Consider the following 22,054-nt stretch of genomic DNA (forward strand, 5'->3'; position numbering starts at 1 on the left):
AGCGCCTGTGGGCGGGGCGGCGCCGACACGGCAATGCCGATACCCACCGATCACCGACCTGGCCGGCGGTGCCCGCCCGGACAATGTCGCCCAGGTGTTGTGCCAGGCGGCGCGCGGGACCGGAAGCGTCGTGCGGCATGTCGAGGAAGTGATGCAGATCGGCGACCAACACGTCGCCACACTGTACCGGCGCCACGTCGCGGTGTTCTTGGGTACCGATCCTCGGGGACGCTGCCTACGATCATGGGTCGTGATGCTGCGATGTACCGCCAAGGTGTTGGCGCTGCTGAGGGCGCCTGAGCCGGCCATCGGCCAAGCCTGCGCGACCGACTGGTATGCCCACCTGGTCTGGATCGACCGACGCAAATGCCTGCTGGTGACCCACGCCGGGACCTTGTTCTCGGTGTTCATGCCGAACGTCACCGCCGCCGGGTTGCGCCCGATCGGCCCGCCGGTCGTCTCGGCGATCCAGGCCGCGTTGCACGTCGAGGGTCTGCCCGCCGATACGCTCGGCGATCTTGATCCCCAGCAGGTGGCCGTGGCCAAGACCGCCGACCGCCGCATCCTGGGCACGATCAACGACCTGGCGTTCACCACCGAACACGTCATCGCCACCGCTGGCGGCCTGGCCCGCTGCGACATCGACGCGCTGCACCACGGCCTGCATCGCACCATCAACAGCATCACCGGCTACATCCCACCGATCGACCTGGTCACCGCCAGCCGTCACCGAAACTGAGCCTGCCAAAGCGACACGGAGTTGTTACGCGGTGGCCGAGATGGGATCTGCGGGGTTGGTGCCGTTACTCGTGGTGGACGGTGTCAGCCGCAGTTCACGGGGTGGGTCCAGCAGCGATCGACGTAGGTCGTGCAGCAATCGGGTACCGACCGGTGTCATGGACAGCCCGCGCCAACCGGCCGAGGCCCGGTCGAGCACCGCCCATACCAGGCTAACGGCGCTGGTCTCGCCGGGGAATCGGCCGATGACCTTGGTCCGACGCTTGGTCTCCCCAAAGGAGCGCTCAATAAAATTCGAATGTCGAACGCGCCCATGGTGTTCGACCGGGAACCGCAGATAGGCAGTCAACCCAGCTTTGTCGGTGAGCAGAATGCGCATCGCCGCCGGATAGAGGTCGAAGTATTTGGCGGCGAACGCCTCGATCCGCTTGTCGATGATCTCAACGAGCCCAGGCCCCGGTTCAACCGTCAGATCGGCGGTATCGAAGATGGCCCAGTAGCCGTCGCGGACCTCGGCTTGCATCCCGGCGGGAATCTTCGCGAGCACGTTGCGGAGTCGATGAATAAGACATCTCTGCCGCAACGCTTTTGGGAAAATTTGTTCGATGGCTGCGATCAGGCCCTTGGCGCCGTCAGAGACAACCAACAGTGGACAACCCAGGCCGCGATCGCCCAGATCAGTCAGGAAGTCGGCCCATGCGTCGGTCGACTCGCCGGTCCCGGGCGCCAACCCGACGAACACCGGCTTGCCCTCGGTGGTGATGCCCCAGGCGGCCAGCACCGGCTCGGCCGGCGACCCCGGATGCATCCGAAAGAAGCTGGCATCCAAGAACAGGTAATCCAGCGTGATCTCGTCAAGTCGACGACGCGCCCACGCCTGGTATTCGGCTCGGATCGCCTTGCACACTTCCGAGACCGTGGATTTGGAGATCGCGGCCTGGTCGCCAAGTGTTTCGGCGAGGGTGGCCTGCACGTCGCGCACCGATAACCCGCGTACGAACGAGGCAATCACCAGCGTCTCCAAGGCGTTGGTTCTCGTCACGTGCTTGCCGAACAACCGCGACGCAAACGCTGCGGTGGTGCCACGCAGCTTCGGCCGCTCCAACGTAACCGGCCCAGTGGTGGTTTTCACCGTCACCTGTCGATACCCGTTGCGCGAGCCGCCGTTAGCGTCGGGACAGGCAGCAGCGCGTTGGTAGCGTTCGCGACCGAGGAACTCGGTGACCTCAGCCTCCAGGGCCGCCTGCATCAACAGTTGAGCGCCCAGCCGGGCAACCTCTTCAAGGATCTCCGAAAGCTCCCGATCCTCGGCAAATAGGGCATCGATTCTGGTGCGGATGCGATCGACGGCTGATACTCGAACAGGCACGGGCGTGACTCCTTCTTCGCAGACTTGCAGGTCGTGAAGCGGAACCTACGCCCGTGCTCCGTATTTACACCGCGTCCCGGACACGACCCGTTCGCGACGAGCACTACACATGGTTTGACTCGCTCGCAACGACTTGGGGTTGGTTCACCGGCTCGCAACGGACATGGCGGGTGCTGCAGGAAGGCGCGGTCACCACCACCCACCAGTTCAAAACGAATTCGGGTGCTAGCCACGTCATCAAACGCGTCGCCGTTGCTGCGACAACCGCAGGCCCAAAGCAGCTATCCACCAACATCGCTGTCCCCTCACTCACTGCAGGTAGCGCCGCGCTCTATTTTCTTCCGGACCGGATCCTGGTGCGCGAGGGTAAGCACTTCAGCGATATCAGCTACACCCAACTTGGCGTCAGATCTGGTGAGACTCAGTTCATCGAAAGCTCCTCACCTCCTGGTGATGGGGCCCAGGTCGGCCAGACCTGGCAATACGTCAACGTCAAGGGCGGCCCGGACCGGCGCTACAAGAACAATCGAGTCCTGCCGATAATGCTCTACGGGACAGTCGACTTCACCAGCGTCCAGGGACTGTTATGGCAATTGCAGGTATCACGTGCCGACGCTATCCCGGCAGTGGCCAGGGTCCTGGCTGCTGTTCCTTTACTTAGGCCATCCACCGCGCCAGCCACACTGAAACCCGCTGAACCAGTGGCGCTGACGCCCACACGTCGCAAGGTCCAACCGAAACCAAAGCCGAAGCCGGCGCCGGCGCTCCAGGCCAAAGCAAGCGTCGCCACACGGACCGACCCCGCACGTACGTCACCCAAGGCGGGCGTCACCAGGGCTAACCTCACCCGCACCGCTACCGCACACCCGGCAGCAGGACTGACCTTCACCGCAATCGATATCGAAACAACAGGCTTGGACCCCGAACGGGATCGGATCGTGGAGATCGGTCTGGTCAAATTCACCGCCGACGGCACCGTCATCGACGAATTCGCCACCTTGGTAAACCACCCAGGATCTAGCCCCGAAGCCCGAGCAATTCATTGCATCGACGACGCCGCTCTAGGCGATGCTCCCAGTATCGAGCAGGTTCTGCCTGAGGCCTTCGCCTTCATGACCGACACGGTGCTTCTCGCCCACAAACTCGACTTCGAGGAAGGCTTCCTCAACGCCGCGGCACGGCGTGCCGGCATTCCGGTCCCCCAACTAGTGGGCGTGTGCACGTGGCAATCCTCACGCCGACAGTTAGAGGGACGCGCTTTCAGCCTCGTCGCGATGTACAAGACGGCCACGGGAAGTTGGAACGACCAGAAACACACCGCTCTCGGCGACGCCCGCGCTGTAGCTGAAGTCATGCTCTGGCTACTGAAGAGCTCCCCCAAACCGCTGCACCTCACCACAGCACCAATACCCGCGGCTCCGAAAACGTTTGCGCCGTGCCCGATCAGCTGCCGCCCAGTCCCCATGCAGCGGGCTTCGGTCGCCGAACTTCTCAGCTCGTTTCCCCGCTCACACACACTCCGGACTGGAGAACCTGCCGAAATATCCAAATACAAAATAGTTCTCGCTGATGCAGTCGATGACGGGCGACTCACCTATGAGGAGACCGAGGCACTTACGCGCCAGGCGCGGCGGACCAGACTCACCGGACCTCAACTTCTCGACCTTCACCAGCAAGCCTGGGAAGCAACGTATTCCGACGAGAAGGACGTCGATTGGGCGTCTCTTGCTCCGGTTCAACGCCGGGAAATGTACCTCTTGGCCGATGCTCTCGGACTCACCGAACTCGCCAAAGACATCCACGCCGTTATCGAAGCCTGCGCCGAGCCCGACCCCCCAGCCGAAGCCCGATACCTACGCGGCCTACGCATCGCCATACTCGGCGACCACAGCGAGGTCGTCGAACTTCGCAAACACGCCGAATCCTACGGCGCCAAACTCGCTATCAACATCACCAAAACCGTGCAGTGGGTAGTGACCGTAACCCCGAACGCCACCGATTCCCGTCACACCGCCGCCCGCAACCTCGGCATCCCGATCATCTATCCCGCCGAAGGATGGACCCGCCTCAACGACGCCACCCGCGAAGCCGAACTCAAAGCCTTTGAACGCCAACGCACAATCGACGAGGCGGCCGCCTACCGGCGCCAACGAGCGGCTGAGAACGACGCCTACTGGCGACCGACCTGGCGTGCAAAAGAACTCGACCATGACCCAGAATACCAACCTTGGGAATGAAGACCGATCACGGACAGACATCGGCTACCTCAAGGATGTATCTCGCCCAATACCCCTGCCGATAACATCCGATTCCGTCGGCCGCTAACCGTCAGCCCTTCGGCACAAGGACCCTCAATTCAACGGGGCGGTGCCAACGAATTAGGCACGGTGTGCAGACCACGGGAGCAGTGCACGTTGGGCGGTCCCCGAGTACCTCGCGGTCACTGCCGAGGGGCGGCACTATCATCCAGCAATGACGGAGCGCCCCGAGTACAGCGACAGTGACGAAATGCGACGACGCTGCGCCGCTCACCATCAGTGGATAGTGAGTCATCCCGAGGGCGCGGCGTTCGCCGAGTATTGGGCCGACCAAGCGCTTGCTCTAGTCGGCGGACTGTAACCCCACCGGCGGAAGCTGAACTTCCATCGACCGGACCTCGCACAGCACCTCGCCGGTCGACGACTCTCCCAGTCACCGAAGATTCTTGACGGAAGCTTGACCCTTGCCGAATATTTCCCTTCAGCAGGGGATCCTATAGCCGGGATCGGTGGTGTAGTCCAGGATCTTGCCATAGGCGTCGCCGCCGGCCGCCTGCACTCCGGCACACACCTGGGCGTGAGTTGCGCCGCCCGGGACGAATACAGCGTAGATCGGGTCACCGCCTTCCGTAGCGGCCCGTAGCGAAGGGCAGGTTTGATCAGTGCGCAGGTAGAAGGCGCCAGGGTGCGCGTCTAGAAGTCGTTGCACCCCAGCCTCATACAGACCCGGAGTGGTGACGGATCCCAGGATGACAATGCCTTGGCCGTTGCAGGCCGGGCGGCTCATCGGCTGGCGCAGGCCCAAATCTCCCGAGGGCGCCGCCGCAGGTCGTGGCGGCGCGGTCTGTTTCGGCGATGCCGGAGCGGGGACCGGTGGGGTCGCAGTCGCGGGCGCGGTCTGGGTGATGGTTCGTGGCGGGGCTGGGGTGCTGATCGTTTCCGGCCACGGTGAGGCCGTCGGTTGAGGTTGAGCGGCGGGAGGCGATGGTTGCCCCAGTCTTGCGCCGAGAAAGGCAACCAGGCCGACCGCGAGCAATCCAGCGGCGATCCCGCCGGCGATCAAGGGCCACCGCTGCGATGAATGCTTTTCGCGTGCAATTGGTTCGGGATCCGGCGCAGTCGGGACGGCGTACAAAGTGGGCGCGGCTGACGCCGGAACGGCTAGCTGGGTGACATCTCCCGGAGCCGCGGACCGGACATGGCGCTGAGTGAGTGCGGCAGCGAAGGCGCGGCAACTGTCGAACCGTTGGTGTGGTTCTTTGGCCATGGCTTTGCCGAGCACGTCGTCAATGTCGCCGAGGTCGGCACGGATGGCGGCCAACCGCGGAGGTGGCGACGACAGGTGATTGCCGATCACAACGGCAGGGTTGGTATTGGGGAACGGCAATGTGCCGGTGAGCAGGTGAAAGGCTGTAGCGGCTAATGCGTACTGGTCCGCACGGCCATCCAAGGGTTGACCGGTGAGCTGTTCAGGGGCGGCGTAGGCTACCGATCCCACCGTGACATTGGTGGCGGTCAATCCCGTGGCATTGAAAGTGTCCCGGGCTATCCCGAAGTCGGCCAGGAGGATTCGCCGGTCGTCGATGCGCGTGTCGGTCAGCAGGATATTGGCCGGTTTGACATCGCGATGCAGCAGATAGCGTTCGTGGGCGTGGTCGAGTGCTTCAGCGATGGCTGACACGATCTCGAACACGTCAGCGGGCGGCATGCCATGTGGGTAGCGGTCCCGCAGAAGTTGGGCCGCGTCTTTGCCTTCGACGTAGTCCATCGTGATCCACAGCTGGCCCTCGTCTTCGCCGCGATCATGGACAGACACGATGTGCGGATGCCATAACGTCGCGGCGATGTCGGCCTCACGTGTGAACCGGGCACGAAACTGGGGGTCAGCGCTGATCTCCGATGGAAGGATCTTCAGCGCCTCCTGACGCGGGAGCCGTGGGTGCTGCACGAGGTACACCTCGCCCATGCCGCCGGTTCCCAGCAGCCGCACGATGCGGTAGCCGGCAAACACCTGGCCGTCAGGGATCGACATGGCCGCATATTACCCAGCGCCACCCGAGTTGATCTGGTGTTTTGCCGTACTATTGCGGTGCTGCATCCCGGCCGCTGAGCACGACTGGACAGTTTTGCCAACCACCCCCAGACGGAGCGAATGGCTACGTATCGTGACCACGATGGACACGCAGCCGGGCGGTGGATCCAGAACACGGATTGACGCCTTGAGTCGTCGGCAGCTGATACAGCTCAGCAGCAGCCTCGGGTTGGCCGCAACGCTCGGAGCCTGCGCGGCAACCACCGAATCGGCGTCGACTCCCACGGTGCCGCCGACGAGCCATCCACCGGCCCTGCCGCCAGCACCTGCCGCCATCAGTCCGCTGCCGCTTGAACCTGCCCCATCAACCACCACGTTGGTCGGTGGCCAACCCATGGTCGAGATCTGCCGGCAGGCGTGGGGTGCGGCACCGGCCCGGCCTGGTGGGCGTGCGCACACCATCACGCGAATGACGTTGCACCACACAGCTGTTGTTCTCGGCGACAATCGACTTGCGCCCAGTCGGTTACGTCAGCACCAGCGCTACCACCAGAATGACCGCGGGTGGATCGACATCGCCTACCACGTCGGCGTCGACCGCAACGGCAACATCTACGAACTTCGCACCCCCGAGCTCGCCGGTGACACCGCGACCAACTACGACCCCGCCGGACACTTCCTCGTCCTATGCGAGGGCGACTTCGACCAAGAACCCGTCACTGAGGCCCAACTCACTGGTGCGGCAACAGCATTCGCCTGGGCAGCCCAACAGTTCCATCTGGCCAGCGACACCCTGGGTGGGCACCGGGACTTCGCCGACACGGCCTGCCCGGGCGCCAACCTCTACGCTCACCTCACTTCAGGCGACCTCCACGCGCGCATCGATGCCCTGCTCGACGCCGGGCCGGTCAACCTGCAACGCCTCTGCGGAGACGAAGCAGCCGTCAAGGTGGCCGATATCGAAGCGGGCCAGTAACCAACTTGGTCCGTCGGGGTCGAGCGCGGGCAGCGACACGCGTGGGACCCATCGGCCGGATCTCACAATCTCCAAAGCCATGTCCCCGCCGCCAGCGCAAGGGTCAAGTGTCTACCGGCGTAGTGCGGTTGGGATTGCCTGCGAGATTGCAGACCGTCCTCAGGTTGCTACTTGTATTTGTTGGGCAGTCTGCATCCCGTGCTGCCGGTGATCAGCGCGGCGGCTTGGGATCCAACGCGCAGCGTGGTGCCTGTGTCGCTGGTGAATTGCAGGTCATGGTTGTTGGGGTTGTCTTTGAATACAGTCAGTTCGGTTGCCCCTAACGAGGAAGCGGCCTGTTGCGCCAGCTCGAAAGCCTGTTTCCAGTTCTGTTCGGGAATTGGGCTGGCAGATACGTAGTTTCGCAGCAGGATCAGTTGGCCGTCGGATTGCTCATAGGGTGGTTTACAGCCAGCTCTGCTGTCGGTGCGTCGCCATTCCCATGTCACCGACGGAGCGATGGCGGTGATCTGCTGGCCAAGTTTTTCGATAGCGGATTGCACTTGAGTGTGGGTCTCTTCAAGTGAGGGCAGGGTTTTCAGCGCGTCTGCGGCTTGACTGGCGTGGCCGGCGTCGGTGGGCTTGTACGGGTTGGTCACGTGACATCCTGTGGCTAGTAGCGCAATCAACGCGAGGCAGGTGATCGCGCTGAGCTGGTGGCGGACGGTGCGGTTCAAGGTCATAGGCGCTGTGCTCACTTGTCCGGGATGGGTGCTGTGCCTGCCACGACGGCAGCGATGTTGTAGCCACTGGTGCGGGGCTGACTGTTGTCGCCGAGTTGAGGGTACTGGCTGTGTGCGTGCGGACCGCTGACTCCTTCCAGCGTGCGGCCATCAGGCATGGGCAAGGTGGTGGGGGCGGTGGAGAGCTGGGTGAAGTTGGGGTTGGTGGCTGGGTTCGGTCCGAAATCGCCGAATTCGTCATTGAGGTACGAGCCGATGATCGGGATGCCTTGGATGACAGCTCTGGCGTCGTACACCTTCTGGATCGGGTCGTCGGGGGCTTCCATCACATAGACGTGGCCGGGTTGCATCTGTAGGTCTTGGGGTGTGGAGGCTTCGATGCCGGGCGAGCCGTAGAACAGAACGTTGTCGACACCGTGGTTCCCGGGTTCCTGCAGCGCCAGACCGGTGGTGAGAGAGCCGTAGGAGTGCCCGATCGCAGTGAGATCCAATGGGCCCTGGTGTGCGGCGTTGATGCCGTCGTAGAACCCAGCCAGGTCGTGGGCCCCGGCGCGGGCCAGGTCGTCGTGTGTGACGTCCCACCCGCCCTCCGCCGACACGCCAAATTGGTCCCAGCCTGGAACCTGCGGGGTGTCATATCCGATCCACGCAATGGCAGCGACCGTCTCATCATCGCGGTTGGCCAAATCGAGTTGGTTGAGCGCTTCTTTGCGAACGTCGGTGGCCTCATTGGCCATGCCCTCGATGGAGTCTTGCACCGTGGTGTTCAAACCCGGAGCCGTCACCGAGACGTGGTCGGCAGTGTCGGGGTCTCCCACGGCGATGGCCGCGTGGACCAGTTCGCCGGATTTGGTGTCAAGCAGCATCAGTTTGCGTTCGGGATTGTCGCGGACGGCCCTGTCGATGGCTTGTAGAGCCGGTAGCGGCTTGGCACCGTTTTGGGCGTCGTTGAGTTCGCGCTGCCACGCCTCGTATTTGAGTCGGTCATCGAAGATGGCGCCGGGCTTGTTGGGTGGCGGGATGTTGTTGCCGCCAGCCCAGTCGGGGTGCTGCGCCTTGAGTGCTTCGGCGCGGGCTTGGGCGGCCTGCGCTTGGGGCAGTTCGCGGTCCAGTGTCTGGCGGTTGTAGTAGTCCTGGTCGACGGCTGGCATGCCGTTGTGGTTGGCGATTGAGGGATCCCGCTGATACAACGCGTCACGTTCTTCGGGTGTCAGACTTTCCCAGAAGTCACGGAACTGGTTGGGGTCATCGGGGACCGGCTTGGACAGTGCGTCACGCACATCGGGCGGATCGGTACCGGCGGAATGCTCGCCGGCATCGGTGATGGCTCTGGCCAAACCGTCGTCGGCTTGATCTGCCGCGGCGAGCAGATCCTTGATCCGGACTTCAAGGTCGGCCTGTTGCAGCGCGTACAGCGGGTCGCCGACTTTCGATTGGTCGGTAGCGGTCACCGCTGCGGTGACGGGATCGATGCTGAAGCCTTCAGTACGGGCGTCCTCATAGATGCGCTCTAGTGTCGATTTGACGCCTTCGATCTCGTCGGCACTGGCCCAGGTCGCCGATGACACTCTGGCCATTTCTTCGCCGTGAGAGGCAAGGTAGGCACTCAGTTTGTCCAGCGAGGCACGGGCTGCCTCTCCGCCATCACCTTGCCAACTTTCGACGAGCGGAAGTTTCGTCAGCCCCGAACGAACGTCATTGGCGCTAGCGCCACGCTTACCGAGCGCGGTAGAGACTTCCCGGAGTGTCGAGGCATCCCAACGTTCAATATCGGCAAGCGTCAATGCCATCAGAGCTGGTTTTCAATGGCTTCTGAGCTTTCGACATCTACGGTCGTGTAGCCCTGGGCGGCGGCGCGAAACGCTGTCCCGTGAGCTGCGACGTCGGCCTGCAGCTGCTGCGATGCAGCCTGCCACTCGGCAAACTTCGCGCGTAATGCCGCAGCGGAAGCCCCGACCCACCCCGACTGCGCGGCCTCGATATCAGCATCAGCGGCCGCGTGAGCCGTCGACAACTCAGCATGGTGCATGTCCATGTGATCTGACGACATGTGCAGGTCGACCGGATCGACCCCCAGGTGGTCCCCCATCACCTAACCCCCTCCAACATTACGATCACACATCCGCCAGCAACCCTGTGAATGCGCCTTTTCACGATACAACCGCTACAACAGCTATTACGACACCAGTTTTGTTGCCGACGGCCCAGACCCCTCGACATGTAAATGCCCAACGCGTATTCGCCTCACGGGTCCGTGACATCGGTAGCCCACATCCGGCGGCGGTGAATCCACAGTCCACCTAGAGGCCCGTCGAAGTGAAAGTGCTGAAGGTGCAGAGAATTTCGGAGGTGGCGGATCGAGGCACCGGCGCAAATACTGAGCGCGGTCAAACATCGCCCACACGCCCTCGCGCCTGCCGTGCAAAGTCGTACAATCCCGCGCAAGATCAACAGAGTATTCGGGGGAAATGATGGGTGCGCTGGACAAACGCGTCGGCACACAGTTCGGCGTCTACGAGATCATCACCTTGCTGGGCAAAGGTGGCATGGGATCGGTCTACGAGGCCCGCGACACCAAAAAGAAGCGCCTCGTCGCGTTGAAGATCCTCGCCGACGAATACTCCCAAGATCCCGAGTACCGCACCCGCTTTACCCGGGAAGCCCACGCCGCCGCCGAGCTGCAAGAGCCCCACATCATCCCCATCCACGACTGGGGTGAGATCGACGGTTCCCTCTACATCGATATGCGCCTGGTCCGCGGCGCGACCCTGCGCGAGCTGCTCGCCACCGGACCTTTGGATCCCCAGCGTGCGGTCCACATCGTCGGCCAGGTCGCTGACGCCCTCGACGACGCCCACAAGGCCGGGTTGTTTCACCGCGACATCAAGCCGGAGAACATCATCGTCACAGGGGAATCCGACTTCGCCTACCTGCTCGACTTCGGCATCGCCGAACGGGTCGGCGAAGACCACATCACCAAGGTCGGGATGACCGTCGGGTCGATGGCCTACATGGCTCCCGAACGACTCAACGGAGAACCCACCGCCGCCGCCTCCGACGTCTACGCCCTGGCTTGCGTGCTGTATGAAGCCCTCACCGGTGACCGTCCATTCGGCACCATCAGCATGCAACACCTGCTCAACGCGCACCTGACCAGCGAGCCCCCACAGCCCTCGCGGACCAACCCGAAACTGCCCGCCGCGTTCGACCCCGTCATTGCCCGCGGCATGGCCAAAGAGCCCGACGAACGCTACGGCACCGCCGGCGCCCTGGCCCGCGCCGCCGGCCGCGCCCTGACCGCTACACCCGCCGCACCGCTACCAGCCGATCAGCTGGAAACCTTGGCCGGCCCAGTCGTGCTGGCGGCCACCGATGTTCACACCCGGGTCGCCCCACCCCAGCCGCCCACGCCACCGACCCCAAGCCCTGCTCCCGCACCCGCCGCTTCAGGCCCCAACTGGCTGGTCATCGGCGTCGGCGGATTCGCGGTTGTCGCCCTCGTGCTCGCGATCGGGCTGGTGATCGGTGTGATGTCGTCGAACCGCTCCGCCCCGAGCGCACCGTCTGCCCAGCCACCGCTGTCCAGCTACACACCGCTGCTGCGGCCAACCACGACCGCGGTCGCCGAGCCCACCGCCAGCTGGGCCGCCACACCGCCCCCGCTGGTCACCGGTCCCGACGCCAGCCGCCGCCGCTGCGACACCGGGATCAGCCATCCCAACCAGAGCGGGCCGGGAAGCCACGCCGGCCGCGGCAGCACCGCCACCAGCTGCCTGTTCGCCTACAACGTGCTCACCGAATACTGGCGCATGGGACCACCCAACAAGTACCTGCGCATCGTCAACGCCTACGGCGCGGTGCCGTGTAACCCCAACAAGGCCCAATGCCTGGGCGAGCAGTTCGTCATGGACTGCCAAGACCTCGGCCAAGGCTGGATCACCTGCACCGGGGGCGTAGACGCACGTGTCTACATCTACTAAACCCCTTGCAGCACTGGCGGTTCCATTACTGGTCGCGGGCTGCACGTTTGCGCCGGCCACCATCAAACCCGTCCCCGAACCACCACCGGCACCCGCCGCCGCCGCGCCCACCACACCCGCGCCCGTCGAACCGCCACCGGCGGCCGTGAAGCTGAACCCCGACGCGCTCACCCCCAGCTTCACCGCCCTGGCCCAACAGATACCCGGCCAAGTCGGTGTCGCCATCTTCGACGGCAACGACACCATGTCGTTTGGCACCTGGAGCACCGGGCCCGCCTGGTCCACCATCAAAGTCCCACTGGCGATCGCGGCGGCCCGCCACGACCTCACTACCAGCGCACCGCTGATCGAACGTGCCATCACCGCCTCGGACAACGCCGCCGCCGACCAACTGTGGGCCTTCCTCGGCGAACCTGCCGCCGCGGCCGCCGCCGTGAACCAGGTCCTTGTCGACGGCGCGAATCCGGACGTGCAGGTGCAAGCCGACCAGATTCGGCCGCCCTATAGCCCCTACGGCCAAACCATTTGGTCCCAAGCCGATGCCGCCCGATTCGCCTGGGCACTCCCGTGCATCCCCGACGCCGAACTAGTCCTAGCCCAGATGCACAACATCACCCCCGACCAGCAATGGGGACTGGCCGCCACCGACAACACCGCCGCCAAAGGCGGCTGGGGACCCGACCCCGACGGCAACTACCTCGCCCGCCAAATCGGGATCATCCACACCGAAACCGGCACCCTCGGCGTTGCCATCGCCACCACACCTGATGACGGCACCTTCACCACCGCCACCGCACTACTGAACAGCCTCGCTAACTGGGTCACCAAGAACACCACCGGCTTCCCCGCTCAGCAGTGCGCCGAAGGGTAGATCCACTGCTTCTCGATGTTCACGGTGTTGCCGTCAACGACGGTCAGACTCGTGTCGGCGCAGAAAACAATCCCGGCTACTACTCATGCGTTGGGCACGACCGCTGACTACTGAAGTGCCGCGCCTTCGTCTGAGCGATGTTTTCAGTGCCGGGCGTGCCTCGCCGTCGCAAGATGCCCCGGAACTAAGGTGCGCCAGGGTCGCAGCGCGGGGACGACTTAACTTGCTTAACCGTCTTTCACACACGCTCGGGGCCGGTGTGTTTACTATGCAGTCCATGCCGTTGACAAGCGGCCAGACCTTCGCCGGGTACACGATCATTCGCCTGCTGGGTTCTGGGGGAATGGGTGAGATCTACCTCGCCCAGCATCCGAGGCTGCCGCGACGCGATGCTCTCAAGTTACTTCCCCCCGACTGGTCGGCCGATGCCGAGTACCGCGCCCGTTTCAACCGGGAAGCCGATCTGGCCTCAACACTTTGGCACCCCCACATCGTCGGCGTTCATGACCGCGGCGAGCACGACGGTCAGCTGTGGATCTCGATGGACTTCGTCGATGGACTTGACGCTGCACGACTTTTGGCGGCCCGGTATCCCGCGGGCATGCCAGCGTCCAACGTCGCACAGATCGTGACAGCGGTGGCGAGCGCGCTGGATGCTGCGCACAAGCAAGGCCTGCTGCACCGAGACGTGAAGCCAGCCAACATCATGCTCACACACACTGATGATGATGGTGAGCAGCGAATTTTGTTGACTGACTTTGGGATTGCGCGCAACGTCAACGACATCAGCGGCTTAACGGCTACGAACACCGCTGTCGGCACAGTCGCGTATTGCGCACCCGAACAATTGCTGGGCGAAGAACTCGACGGCCGGGCCGACCAGTACGCTCTCGCCGCGACAGCGCACCATCTTCTGACTGGGTCACCGCTTTTTTCGAACTCTAACCCTGCGGTCGTGATCAGCCGCCACCTGAACACACCGCCGCCATCGCTGGGCGAATCACGCCCCGATCTCGCCGAGCTTGAACCGGTTCTCGCCGCCGGGCTCGCGAAACGCCCTGAGGATCGCTTCGCACGGTGCTCAGATTTTGCCCGCGCACTAGCCGAGGCGATCGGCACGACCGGCATACCCGCCTCAGCGCCGACCGCGCCTGCCAGCATTCCCAAAGCCCGTAGTGCACAAGCTGTCACCGTCGCAACGCCGACTGTGCAGAATGCGCCGCGCCGACGGTCCACAGCCGCAATCGCTCTGATGGCTGCCACCGCTGGACTTCTTCTCCTCGGCGGCGTTGTCGCGCTCATATTGCGCCCGTGGCAGCAACAACCACCGCCGGCGGCGGTGCCGGCCCCATCGCCGTCCGTAGCGGCCCAGCCATCACCAACGCTCCCACCGGTGCCGCCTCCACCTCCGTCGACCTTCCCTGCCAGCGCGGTCGATCAGGTACTGCTCAGTCCCAGCCAACTGAGCAAGATTCTCGGTGTCGACGTCACGGACAATCCTTCAAGTGGGCCAAATGCGTTGGCGATCGACGCGTCGTCGTACGGCACCAGCGATCACGCAAGCCAGGTCACTCCCCAATCTTGCGTCGGGGTGGTGTATACCGGCGAACACGAGGTCTATAACACTGCGGGTCCGCCTGCGCTCAAGACTCAAAGCTTCGGGAGTCTCTATGGCGGTGCGGACGGCCCTCACCTAGTCCAGCAGACCGCGGCCGTCTTCCCCAGCATCGAGGAAGCTCGCGCGTTCCTAGAAAAGTCACTGGCGCAGTGGAATTCCTGCGCGCCCGGTCAAGTCCAGGCGATTCTCGGCTACGAGAATGGTGCCGACTACACAGTGGGAAGCGTTGAGCGCCAAGGTGATCTCATCACCGTGGCGATGGCCAAGAACGACGGATTGAACGGTCCGGATGCCTGTCAGCAGGCGCTCGGCGTCCGGGAGAACGTGGTCGTTGAGGCGCGCACATGCGAGGCCCCCAAGGTTTCAACGGCATTCGATCCGTCGGCTGGTTTTCCCAAGGATCCACGATGGGCGGAACCTGATGCCGAACGCGTCGCCACCGCAATGCTTGAGAACATTCAGTCTTGAAGCCCCGCAATGTCAGCGGCGGCCGGATAGCTCGCATCATTTAGCCTGTGGGCGGGTGCAGGCGTCAGCCAAGGCGCGACTACTTGGTGACGTAGATGACTACCTGTTGGACGGCGTTGATGTCGCATCCCGGCGCCGGGTCGGTGCTGACCACCGTCCAGTTTGATGCCACCCACACGGACTTGTATTCCGGGTTAGCCGACGATAACTCGACGTTGTTGAGCCCCAGGCGCTTGAGTTGAGCTTCGACGCCACCGGCGTTTTGGCCAACCAGGTCGGGCATGCTCACGACGTGCGGGCTCGCACCAACGGTGATCAGGCTGGGACAGGGTTTCGATCGAGCGTCGCCGGCCGCTGAGTGGATGGGGTCCGCGACGAGTACAGCGAGCCCGACTGCCAACCCGACGACGAGAACACCCGCAGACCACCGAACCGCAACACCGATGGCACCGCGTTCAAGCGTGGCGACGGCCTCTGGCGCTGATTGGGCATCAGCTATCTGCGGCAGCGTCTCGTGCGTGGATCGTGTACAGCGTGCCGCGGTCTCAGCCGAGCGATGGTTCACGGTGCAGGTGCCGTGCCGATAAACCACCGACCGGCCAGATTGGGTTTCATACACCGCACCGGACGCTCTCAAGACCGCGAATTGGTGAGCTTTTATGGCCGCACGCCGCCCATGACTGGCCCGTGCGAGCACAACCCATCCGACCAACGCTGCGATGTAGATGACTTCGAACAGCCACCCCACCGCAAACCGCTCGGTCGACGGGTTCCATGCACCGCATTGAACCGCGATATAGGTGCCCAGCAGGTATGGCCACGCAACAACAACAAAGAACGCCACCCCCAGCACCAACCAAGCAAGCAGTCCCCCACCGCCTGAACCCCCACTTCGCCAGGACGTCCCCGCCGAGAACGGGCCGACGCCGACCCCGATCCCGCGCGTCGAAATACCACCCCTGACGCCAAACGCACCACCGCCAATCCCCAACCGCACGACGTGACGGTACGGCGTTCTGCCGCACACCGCGGCGGAATGACCTCGTTACCAGTCCGAGCACACTTGCAGTGCGCAAGCGCCCAATATGACTCCGAACGGCGCAATGAACACGGCCTCGCCAGAGCCGAAAAAATGGGCCAGACGTTACTTGTCGGGCGACTCGGTCGGGTTGCATTCCCATTCAGCTTCCTCCGCGGTTGGCAGAGGTGCATCGAAGTCTTCTGGAACGCGCAGGCCAGGTAGTTGGCCGAATCGGCGTGGACCTTGGTCGCTGGAAGTAGGTCGCTTTGCGGCTTCCATTCGCTCAATGCTACCGGTGCCCGTACCGCCTTATTATCCGCAGAACAGGCGATCCTCGTAGATCAGCTGTGCGACTTCGTCGGCGCTTCCCCGCCCCGTCCAAATCGGTGCGCCGCAGGTACAGCTATTGAACATGCGGTGGACCGATGCGCGATACCGAGGCCATCGATCGGGACCGTCTGCCGCAGACTGCTGTAGGCCGTCACGCCGCGGAGCATGACGGTAAACGATCGATTGACCTGGTCGATGCCGCTGCTAGACGAACGCCTGGAGAGCAACGCCAGCCGCCAACGACAATTTTCGCCAAACGCCACCGACTGATGGCTTGCTTGGATTACGCTGCGCTAACTTTCGTCAGCGTCAATATCAAGATCAAGGAGTCGGGGATGGTTCGTGTTCTGCTCATCGCGGTAGCCATTGGTGTCAGTGCGGTCGGCTTGGCGCCGGCAGCAACAGCAGCCGAACGACCGTACAAGAATTGCACAGAGGCCCACCAGGACGGTCGATATGACATCCCACAGGACGATCCGGCCTACTGGTCTGGCGGCGACCGCGACGGCGACGGCTACGCCTGTGACTCATAAATGAATCCGCTCATCACCGTCGGCGCTCTCGCTCTGGCAGCCTGCGCAATGACGGCGGGCACAGCGAACGCCGACCCTGCTGGCACGTCCACACAGGACGCCACCTACTTCAGGCTCCTGACCACCCCAGACGACGACGGGTTCTTCATCACTGTGACGAACCCATCGTTGATGCGTACCCAAGGTCTCATGGTGTGTCAATACATGGATAACGGGGTGGAGGACCTGGACGCGGTCTACCAGCTGATGGCCGACGGACCCTACCCTTGGGAAACGGCGTCGACCATCGCGGCGGCCGCCACGGTGGCGTACTGCCCAGAGTATCTCGGCTAAACAACAATGCCCCGGCCGCTCGCGTCCGGGGCATTGTTAAACCCTCAAGTTAGGTCTGATCCACAATCGGAGCGCCAGGAGCGTTCCTCTGCACCGACTCAATACCGTTGATAGCACCTGCCTTTGAGGTATAACCTTCGCCGGTGGCAATCACCTCACCGTTTCCCGCCTTAAGCCTGAACCGGTACTCTCCGCGCGCATCTTTGTAGAGCTCGAATTTTCCTGCCACTGAATGCCCTTCTCTAGAAACCTGGTTCAACGGCAGTCAGCCTATCGGTCCTCCTTGGCGCGGGGCGCGAATTCAGCTGCCTGAGGATCGGAAGAGCAGTGTCGAGAGCGGCGGCCAAATCACCTTACCTAGTGAGTAACCGAGCCGGCGATCCACGACTGCGCCGTAACTCGATCCTTTTCAAGGCGATCGCGCCAGAGGCGAATTGCGAACGCGCGGAGACGAGGTCAGTAGGCAGGTGCGAGGCCCCACGCTTTCACCACGCCGACAGCGCCCGACTATGTCGTCGAGCTTTCCGCGGCTGGCCTGACTTCGTGGGCCAGCCCCGCGAGGTTTCCGGGAGCCGGTCTACGGATCATGGCCGCACCCAAACCAGTGGGTATAGTCCCCCAAAATCACAGATCGGCGAAACGCCGACTGCCAGAACAGAGTCCGGTCCGAAGACCGGATCGTCGTCGAAGCACTTGATTCCACGTAGCAACCAGATACACGGCGCTGGCTCGTTTGACGTAGTGGCACTGGTCATCGGCGATGGGATCTCCGACTCTCGGAGGGTTCAGCGACGGCGGTGTCGACATCTGTCCCCTTTTGCTGGTTCCGCCCCCGTTCCTCATCATAGGTCTGGTGGCACGCCGACAAATCCCGCTATCTGTCAGCGACGGCTCGATTTCGCCGCGAAGCCAGGAGTTGCTTGGCACCTCTCCATCCCGTCGTTTTCGGACTCGTACGGCCATGTTGAGAGTGCAGTTTCCGGCTGGCGCCTGCCAGCAGACGCTAGTTGTTCGACCGTGTGCATGGTGAGCGCGGTCCGGTCACAGCCACGAGGCTGCCGTGGGCCACCGAATTGGCATCTGCCTGCTGCGCGGTAACCAGGCACTCGGCTGGAACAATGGCCAATCGTGATGAGCACCTGGCGGTATATCAGCTAACTGCGGCGGCTGCGGCGATGGTCGATGCCGTCTCCCACGCGGGGCTGTCAGAAGCGAATCCCTGACCAAGGGGCTCGCCATTCGGTCCTGATGCTGGAAGTGCTCAGTCAGTCAGTTGCGAAGCGCATAGTCAACCGCGTCATCGACGCTCATGGCGGCGCCCTCTTGGCTGACGGCCGCATAATGATCGTCTCCAAGTGCTTCACTAGTGCGTCGCTCGCACTGCTCATGGTAGACAGCAAGCCTCGGGAACACGATGGTCGAGCTGCCGGCGGCAAAGCCGAGCGTCTGCGCGGCGCCCATCAAAACTGCTGCACGTTCGGGCTCATCGGTAATCCACGCCAACGCCTCGATGCACGAGGCGGCCGTGCGTGCATCATCGACACCCTGTGCCCATTGCAGTCCCTCTCGGAGCAGCGCGGCGGCTCGATCGATGTCGTGCGTCTGCCAGTGCGCGACCCCCAGCGACCAAAGAACGTAGCTCCTGTAGACCGATTCGCCATGTTCCTCCGAGAGCGCCAAGGCGCGTTCATGCCAGTCGACCGCACCTGCGTTGTCAGCACGGAACTGAAGTGCCCACCCGAGCAAGGCCATTGCCGGTATCTGCACAATGGGGTCATCGGTCACATCAACGACGCCTTCGAGCCGCGCGCAAGCGCTCGCGATTTCGTTGTGGAACACAGAATTGAGGCCATCGGCAAGCCCAAAGATCCCATGCGCCAATGGATCATCGATCTGTCCAATCAGTTCTCTTGCCTGATCCACCAAGGCCGCCTGAGCCGTCAGATCACCTTGGAGTCCTGCGAACGTCGAAGCTCCGTAGAGCGCATTGACCCTGTCGACTGTCGGTTCAGCCAACACTGCGGCGAGCGCTCGTTCTAGCCACCGGCGGCCCTCGCTGAGCATTCCGTGTGCTAGCCAAAATGGATGCAAGGAGGCAGCAATACTCAGAGCGACGGCGGGAGCGTCCAACAAGCTCAGCTCCAGCGCTTCGCGGATGTTCGGCATCTCCCGCTCAATACGCCTGATCCAGTAGACCTGGCGCTCGCTGGCCCATTCTGACCATGCACCTATCGCCAACTGCTGGCACCAATGTAGGTGCCGCCGAAGCAGTTCCGCGTACTGTTGGCTTCGACTCATCTTCTGGCGGCCGTAGTGACGCAGTGTCTCTAGCATTCGAAATCGGACCACACCTCCAGAGCTGATTCGAATCAGGATCGACTTGTCCACCAACGAAGACACAAGATCAACGAGATCAACAGGTAGTTGACCGCCCGCGCAAATTGCTTCTGCAGCCTCAAGCTCGATGTTGCCCGCGAACACCGATAGCCTCGCCCACAACTCCTGTTCAGCCGATGTGCAAAGGTCGTAGCTCCAATCAATGCTCCATTCCAGTGCTTGCTGACGTGTCGGTGCTCCGCGGGTACCATGACTCAACAACAAGAATCGGTCGGATAGCCGCTGTTCGATCTGGTCTAGTGACATCGCTTTTAGTCGGGCCGCAGCCAGTTCAAGCGCCAGCGGTAACCCATCCACACGAGAGCAGATACGCGCGACCGTAGCCTTGTTCTGCTCGGTTATTTCGAAACCGTGAAGGGCGGCGGCTGCGCGAATTGCGAAGAGCGCCATCGCGTCGTTGTCATACACACGGATTGGTTCGACTTCCGCACTGTCTGCTGCAGACAACATGAGCGGAGGCACGAGCCATACCGACTCTCCTCCGATACTCAGTGCTTCACGGCTCGTCGCCAGGATGGTCAGATAGGGGCATGTCTGCAGTAGATTCTCCGCCAACTTGGCCGCCGCATCCACCAGGTGCTCGCAGTTGTCCAGTATTAGCAACATCTTTCGTGATGACAGGAACCGCCCCAGCGCGTCAGGCAACGGCGTCACCGACTGGTCGCGCAGTCCAACTGCGGCCGCCACGACGTCAGTCAACAGCGAAGAATCATGCAGCTCACCGAGCTCGACGAGCCACACTCCATCTGTGAAATCGGGTGCGATGTCGGCCGCGACCCGAAGTGCGAGCCGTGTCTTGCCCACGCCCCCAATTCCGGTCAGAGTCACCAAGCGCTGAGTTGTCACAAGATGTCGGACTTCCGCTACGTCATTCCGGCGACCGACGAAACTGGTCAACTGAAGCGGCAAATTTCCTAGGCTTCTGGCCTTTCGCGCACCGGCCAGAGACTGCTGGGCTCTCGGAGAGAGTTGTAGTGCCATCTGGTCGACTTCAAGTCCTCGCCGATACTGAACCTGCTGAATCTCAACCCCCAGGTCCGCGGCGCCAGGCCGGTTCTGCGGGTCTCGGGACATCGCTTGCTCGATGATCGCTGTGATGTCGTCGGAGATACCGCCATCACGTAGGTCTGGTACCGACTCGCTCGCGATGCGCAGGAACTGCGCTACCAACTGCTCTCCAGTACGGCGCTCAAACGCAGCGTGGCCGGTGAGTGCGCAGAACAACGTGGAACCTAGTCCGTACACATCGGAAGCTCGGCTCGGCGCCATACCGCCGATTATTTCGGGAGCCGTGAATGCCGGGGTACCCGTGTAGACACCAGATGCTGTCGTAAACCCGCTTGAAATATGAGCAAGTCCAAAATCGCTCAACGCCGGCTCGCCGTAGTCGGTGAGAAGAATGTTCGCCGGCTTGATGTCCCGATGCAGTATTTCAAGGTCGTGCGCTGTCTCCAACGCACCTGCCATCTTCACCCCCAGTCGCAGAACATCATTCAAGGCGAGCGATCCACGCCTGCGGATCAGATCCGCCAGAGAGCCCAACTTGTGGTAGTGCATCACCAAATATGGGTAGCCAGTCTCGGTTTCGCCTACGTGGAGTACGCCGACGATGTTCGGGTGCCCGGTGAGACGACCCATGGCGCGTTGCTCACGAAGGAATCGTTCTCGGCTATCGTCGAGCGCGGCTGTGAGCACCTTGACCGCCACTGTGCGCTCGAGAGCGGGTTGCCTGCACTTGTAGACCACCCCGAAACCGCCACGTCCGATCTCTACGACATCGTCAACCCGACTGCACGAAGCTCCGCGACAACAGACGGGTCTGTGTTGTCGCGCTGCGTCTGATATCGATCGCTGTCCATATCGGAGTCCTATTGACCAGTTCATGGTAGCGCCGCCGAAGCCGCCCCGGCTCGAACGTCCAACAACGATCGGCCCCGATGCAGTGACAGACTTTGCGATGCGCCGAGCCGAACGAAAGATTCCCTTGATCTGACCGCGCTGATCCAACTGTGACTGTCCGGCGGGTTCGCCATGCCCAGGCTCGGAGCAGTCAACTTTCCCGCGCCGGCGTTCCGGCAGATCGATCCGAGGAATCTTGGAGCGAAGCACCGACGGATAGCGACACGCTGCTCCATCGACGAAATAGAAACACGTAACCACCGCATCTGGCGGCAACGCGGGAGGGCGGTGGATTTGATAGACGCGCACGGCGTGCAGGCGGCGACAACCGAGCTAATCCATGCCCGATGCGGGCCACTCGCTCCAAGAATTCGAGTGCGCCGACCGTTCTAGCGATGGGACGGATGGTCCTTATCATGCGATGCCGATCGGTATCAGCTGCATGAAGCTCTGGGGGTACGCGGCGGTACTGACGGACGACAAGGCCGGCCTTGGGAGTATTCGTACAG

At 62.7% G+C, this 22,054-nt stretch carries 17 protein-coding genes; 9 read left to right on the plus strand and 8 right to left on the minus strand.

From position 1 onward, the window contains the following. Positions 1–7 precede the first annotated feature (7 nt). Positions 8–739, plus strand: coding sequence for a DUF6933 domain-containing protein (locus tag ACNQR1_RS34685; RefSeq protein ID WP_019348133.1), 732 nt, complete (start codon positions 8–10; stop codon positions 737–739). 24 nt (positions 740–763) lie between these two features. On the opposite strand, the gene ACNQR1_RS34690 is transcribed toward ACNQR1_RS34685, so the two are convergent. Continuing rightward, positions 764–2,107: an IS256 family transposase gene (locus tag ACNQR1_RS34690; RefSeq protein WP_074328301.1), complete on the minus strand. Its 1,344-nt coding sequence runs from the start codon at positions 2,105–2,107 to the stop codon at positions 764–766. Between the two features lie 170 nt (positions 2,108–2,277). Here ACNQR1_RS34690 and ACNQR1_RS34695 point away from each other — a divergent pair, with 170 nt between their 5' ends. Both ACNQR1_RS34695 and ACNQR1_RS34700 read left to right on the plus strand, forming a co-directional pair. Next, positions 2,278–4,344, plus strand: a complete 2,067-nt coding sequence (locus ACNQR1_RS34695; protein ID WP_418050016.1) for a PolC-type DNA polymerase III — start codon at positions 2,278–2,280, stop codon at positions 4,342–4,344. Between the two features lie 235 nt (positions 4,345–4,579). Further along, positions 4,580–4,726, plus strand: coding sequence for a hypothetical protein (locus tag ACNQR1_RS34700; protein ID WP_418050017.1), 147 nt, complete (start codon positions 4,580–4,582; stop codon positions 4,724–4,726). A 120-nt stretch (positions 4,727–4,846) separates the two neighbouring features. Here the strand turns inward: ACNQR1_RS34700 and ACNQR1_RS34705 are convergent, their stop codons facing one another. After that, complete coding sequence (locus ACNQR1_RS34705; RefSeq protein WP_418050018.1) at positions 4,847–6,397, minus strand: serine/threonine-protein kinase; 1,551 nt, start codon at positions 6,395–6,397, stop codon at positions 4,847–4,849. Between the two features lie 394 nt (positions 6,398–6,791). Between ACNQR1_RS34705 and ACNQR1_RS34710 the strand changes: the two genes are divergently transcribed. Next, positions 6,792–7,373, plus strand: a complete 582-nt coding sequence (locus ACNQR1_RS34710) for a peptidoglycan recognition family protein (RefSeq protein ID WP_418050617.1) — start codon at positions 6,792–6,794, stop codon at positions 7,371–7,373. Positions 7,374–7,540: 167 nt separating this feature from the next. On the opposite strand, the gene ACNQR1_RS34715 is transcribed toward ACNQR1_RS34710, so the two are convergent. The 3 genes from ACNQR1_RS34715 to ACNQR1_RS34725 form a co-directional block, all read right to left on the minus strand. Then, a complete protein-coding gene (locus ACNQR1_RS34715) occupies positions 7,541–8,095 on the minus strand; it encodes an LppA family lipoprotein (protein ID WP_418050019.1) in 555 nt (184 codons plus the stop codon). A gap of 11 nt (positions 8,096–8,106) precedes the next feature. Next, complete coding sequence (locus ACNQR1_RS34720) at positions 8,107–9,672, minus strand: alpha/beta hydrolase (protein ID WP_418050020.1); 1,566 nt, start codon at positions 9,670–9,672, stop codon at positions 8,107–8,109. A gap of 212 nt (positions 9,673–9,884) precedes the next feature. Beyond that, positions 9,885–10,184 (minus strand): WXG100 family type VII secretion target, encoded by a 300-nt coding sequence (locus ACNQR1_RS34725; RefSeq protein ID WP_418050021.1) that lies wholly within the window; start codon positions 10,182–10,184, stop codon positions 9,885–9,887. Between the two features lie 382 nt (positions 10,185–10,566). Between ACNQR1_RS34725 and ACNQR1_RS34730 the strand changes: the two genes are divergently transcribed. From ACNQR1_RS34730 to ACNQR1_RS34740, 3 genes are all read left to right on the plus strand, one after another. After that, positions 10,567–12,075 (plus strand): serine/threonine-protein kinase, encoded by a 1,509-nt coding sequence (locus tag ACNQR1_RS34730; protein WP_418050022.1) that lies wholly within the window; start codon positions 10,567–10,569, stop codon positions 12,073–12,075. Then, complete coding sequence (locus ACNQR1_RS34735; protein ID WP_418050023.1) at positions 12,059–12,946, plus strand: hypothetical protein; 888 nt, start codon at positions 12,059–12,061, stop codon at positions 12,944–12,946. Before ACNQR1_RS34730 ends, ACNQR1_RS34735 begins: the two co-directional genes overlap by 17 nt. 277 nt (positions 12,947–13,223) lie before the next feature. Then, a complete protein-coding gene (locus ACNQR1_RS34740; RefSeq protein ID WP_418050024.1) occupies positions 13,224–15,032 on the plus strand; it encodes a serine/threonine-protein kinase PknH/PknJ in 1,809 nt (602 codons plus the stop codon). A gap of 79 nt (positions 15,033–15,111) precedes the next feature. On the opposite strand, the gene ACNQR1_RS34745 is transcribed toward ACNQR1_RS34740, so the two are convergent. Further along, positions 15,112–15,876 (minus strand): PASTA domain-containing protein, encoded by a 765-nt coding sequence (locus ACNQR1_RS34745; RefSeq protein ID WP_418050025.1) that lies wholly within the window; start codon positions 15,874–15,876, stop codon positions 15,112–15,114. Between the two features lie 602 nt (positions 15,877–16,478). On the opposite strand from ACNQR1_RS34745, the gene ACNQR1_RS34750 reads away from it, so the two are divergent. Then, entirely contained in the window at positions 16,479–16,916 is a 438-nt protein-coding gene (locus ACNQR1_RS34750; RefSeq protein ID WP_418050026.1) for an excalibur calcium-binding domain-containing protein, read from the plus strand. Further along, a complete protein-coding gene (locus tag ACNQR1_RS34755; RefSeq protein ID WP_418050027.1) occupies positions 16,917–17,249 on the plus strand; it encodes a DUF732 domain-containing protein in 333 nt (110 codons plus the stop codon). 49 nt (positions 17,250–17,298) lie between these two features. Here ACNQR1_RS34755 and ACNQR1_RS34760 read toward each other — a convergent pair whose 3' ends face one another. Both ACNQR1_RS34760 and ACNQR1_RS34765 read right to left on the minus strand, forming a co-directional pair. Then, positions 17,299–17,478, minus strand: a complete 180-nt coding sequence (locus tag ACNQR1_RS34760) for a YegP family protein (protein ID WP_418050028.1) — start codon at positions 17,476–17,478, stop codon at positions 17,299–17,301. Positions 17,479–18,518: 1,040 nt separating this feature from the next. After that, entirely contained in the window at positions 18,519–21,530 is a 3,012-nt protein-coding gene (locus tag ACNQR1_RS34765) for a protein kinase domain-containing protein (protein ID WP_418050618.1), read from the minus strand. Between the last annotated feature and the right edge of the window lie 524 nt (positions 21,531–22,054).

Source organism: Mycobacterium sp. 48b (genome assembly GCF_048282725.1).
Classification (GTDB): domain Bacteria; phylum Actinomycetota; class Actinomycetes; order Mycobacteriales; family Mycobacteriaceae; genus Mycobacterium.

Excerpts from the sequence above, each read along its gene's own strand:
- ACNQR1_RS34705 (WP_418050018.1), bottom strand. The coding sequence starts at position 6,397 with ATGTCGATCCCTGACGGCCAGGTGTTTGCCGGCTACCGCATCGTGCGG.
- ACNQR1_RS34755 (WP_418050027.1), top strand. The coding sequence starts at position 16,917 with ATGAATCCGCTCATCACCGTCGGCGCTCTCGCTCTGGCAGCCTGCGCA.
- ACNQR1_RS34750 (WP_418050026.1), top strand. The coding sequence starts at position 16,479 with ATGCGCGATACCGAGGCCATCGATCGGGACCGTCTGCCGCAGACTGCT.
- ACNQR1_RS34740 (WP_418050024.1), top strand. The coding sequence starts at position 13,224 with ATGCCGTTGACAAGCGGCCAGACCTTCGCCGGGTACACGATCATTCGC.
- ACNQR1_RS34730 (WP_418050022.1), top strand. The coding sequence starts at position 10,567 with ATGGGTGCGCTGGACAAACGCGTCGGCACACAGTTCGGCGTCTACGAG.
- ACNQR1_RS34715 (WP_418050019.1), bottom strand. The coding sequence starts at position 8,095 with ATGACCTTGAACCGCACCGTCCGCCACCAGCTCAGCGCGATCACCTGC.
- ACNQR1_RS34720 (WP_418050020.1), bottom strand. The coding sequence starts at position 9,672 with ATGGCCAGAGTGTCATCGGCGACCTGGGCCAGTGCCGACGAGATCGAA.
- ACNQR1_RS34700 (WP_418050017.1), top strand. The coding sequence starts at position 4,580 with ATGACGGAGCGCCCCGAGTACAGCGACAGTGACGAAATGCGACGACGC.
- ACNQR1_RS34725 (WP_418050021.1), bottom strand. The coding sequence starts at position 10,184 with ATGGGGGACCACCTGGGGGTCGATCCGGTCGACCTGCACATGTCGTCA.
- ACNQR1_RS34765 (WP_418050618.1), bottom strand. The coding sequence starts at position 21,530 with ATGAACTGGTCAATAGGACTCCGATATGGACAGCGATCGATATCAGAC.
- ACNQR1_RS34710 (WP_418050617.1), top strand. The coding sequence starts at position 6,792 with ATGGTCGAGATCTGCCGGCAGGCGTGGGGTGCGGCACCGGCCCGGCCT.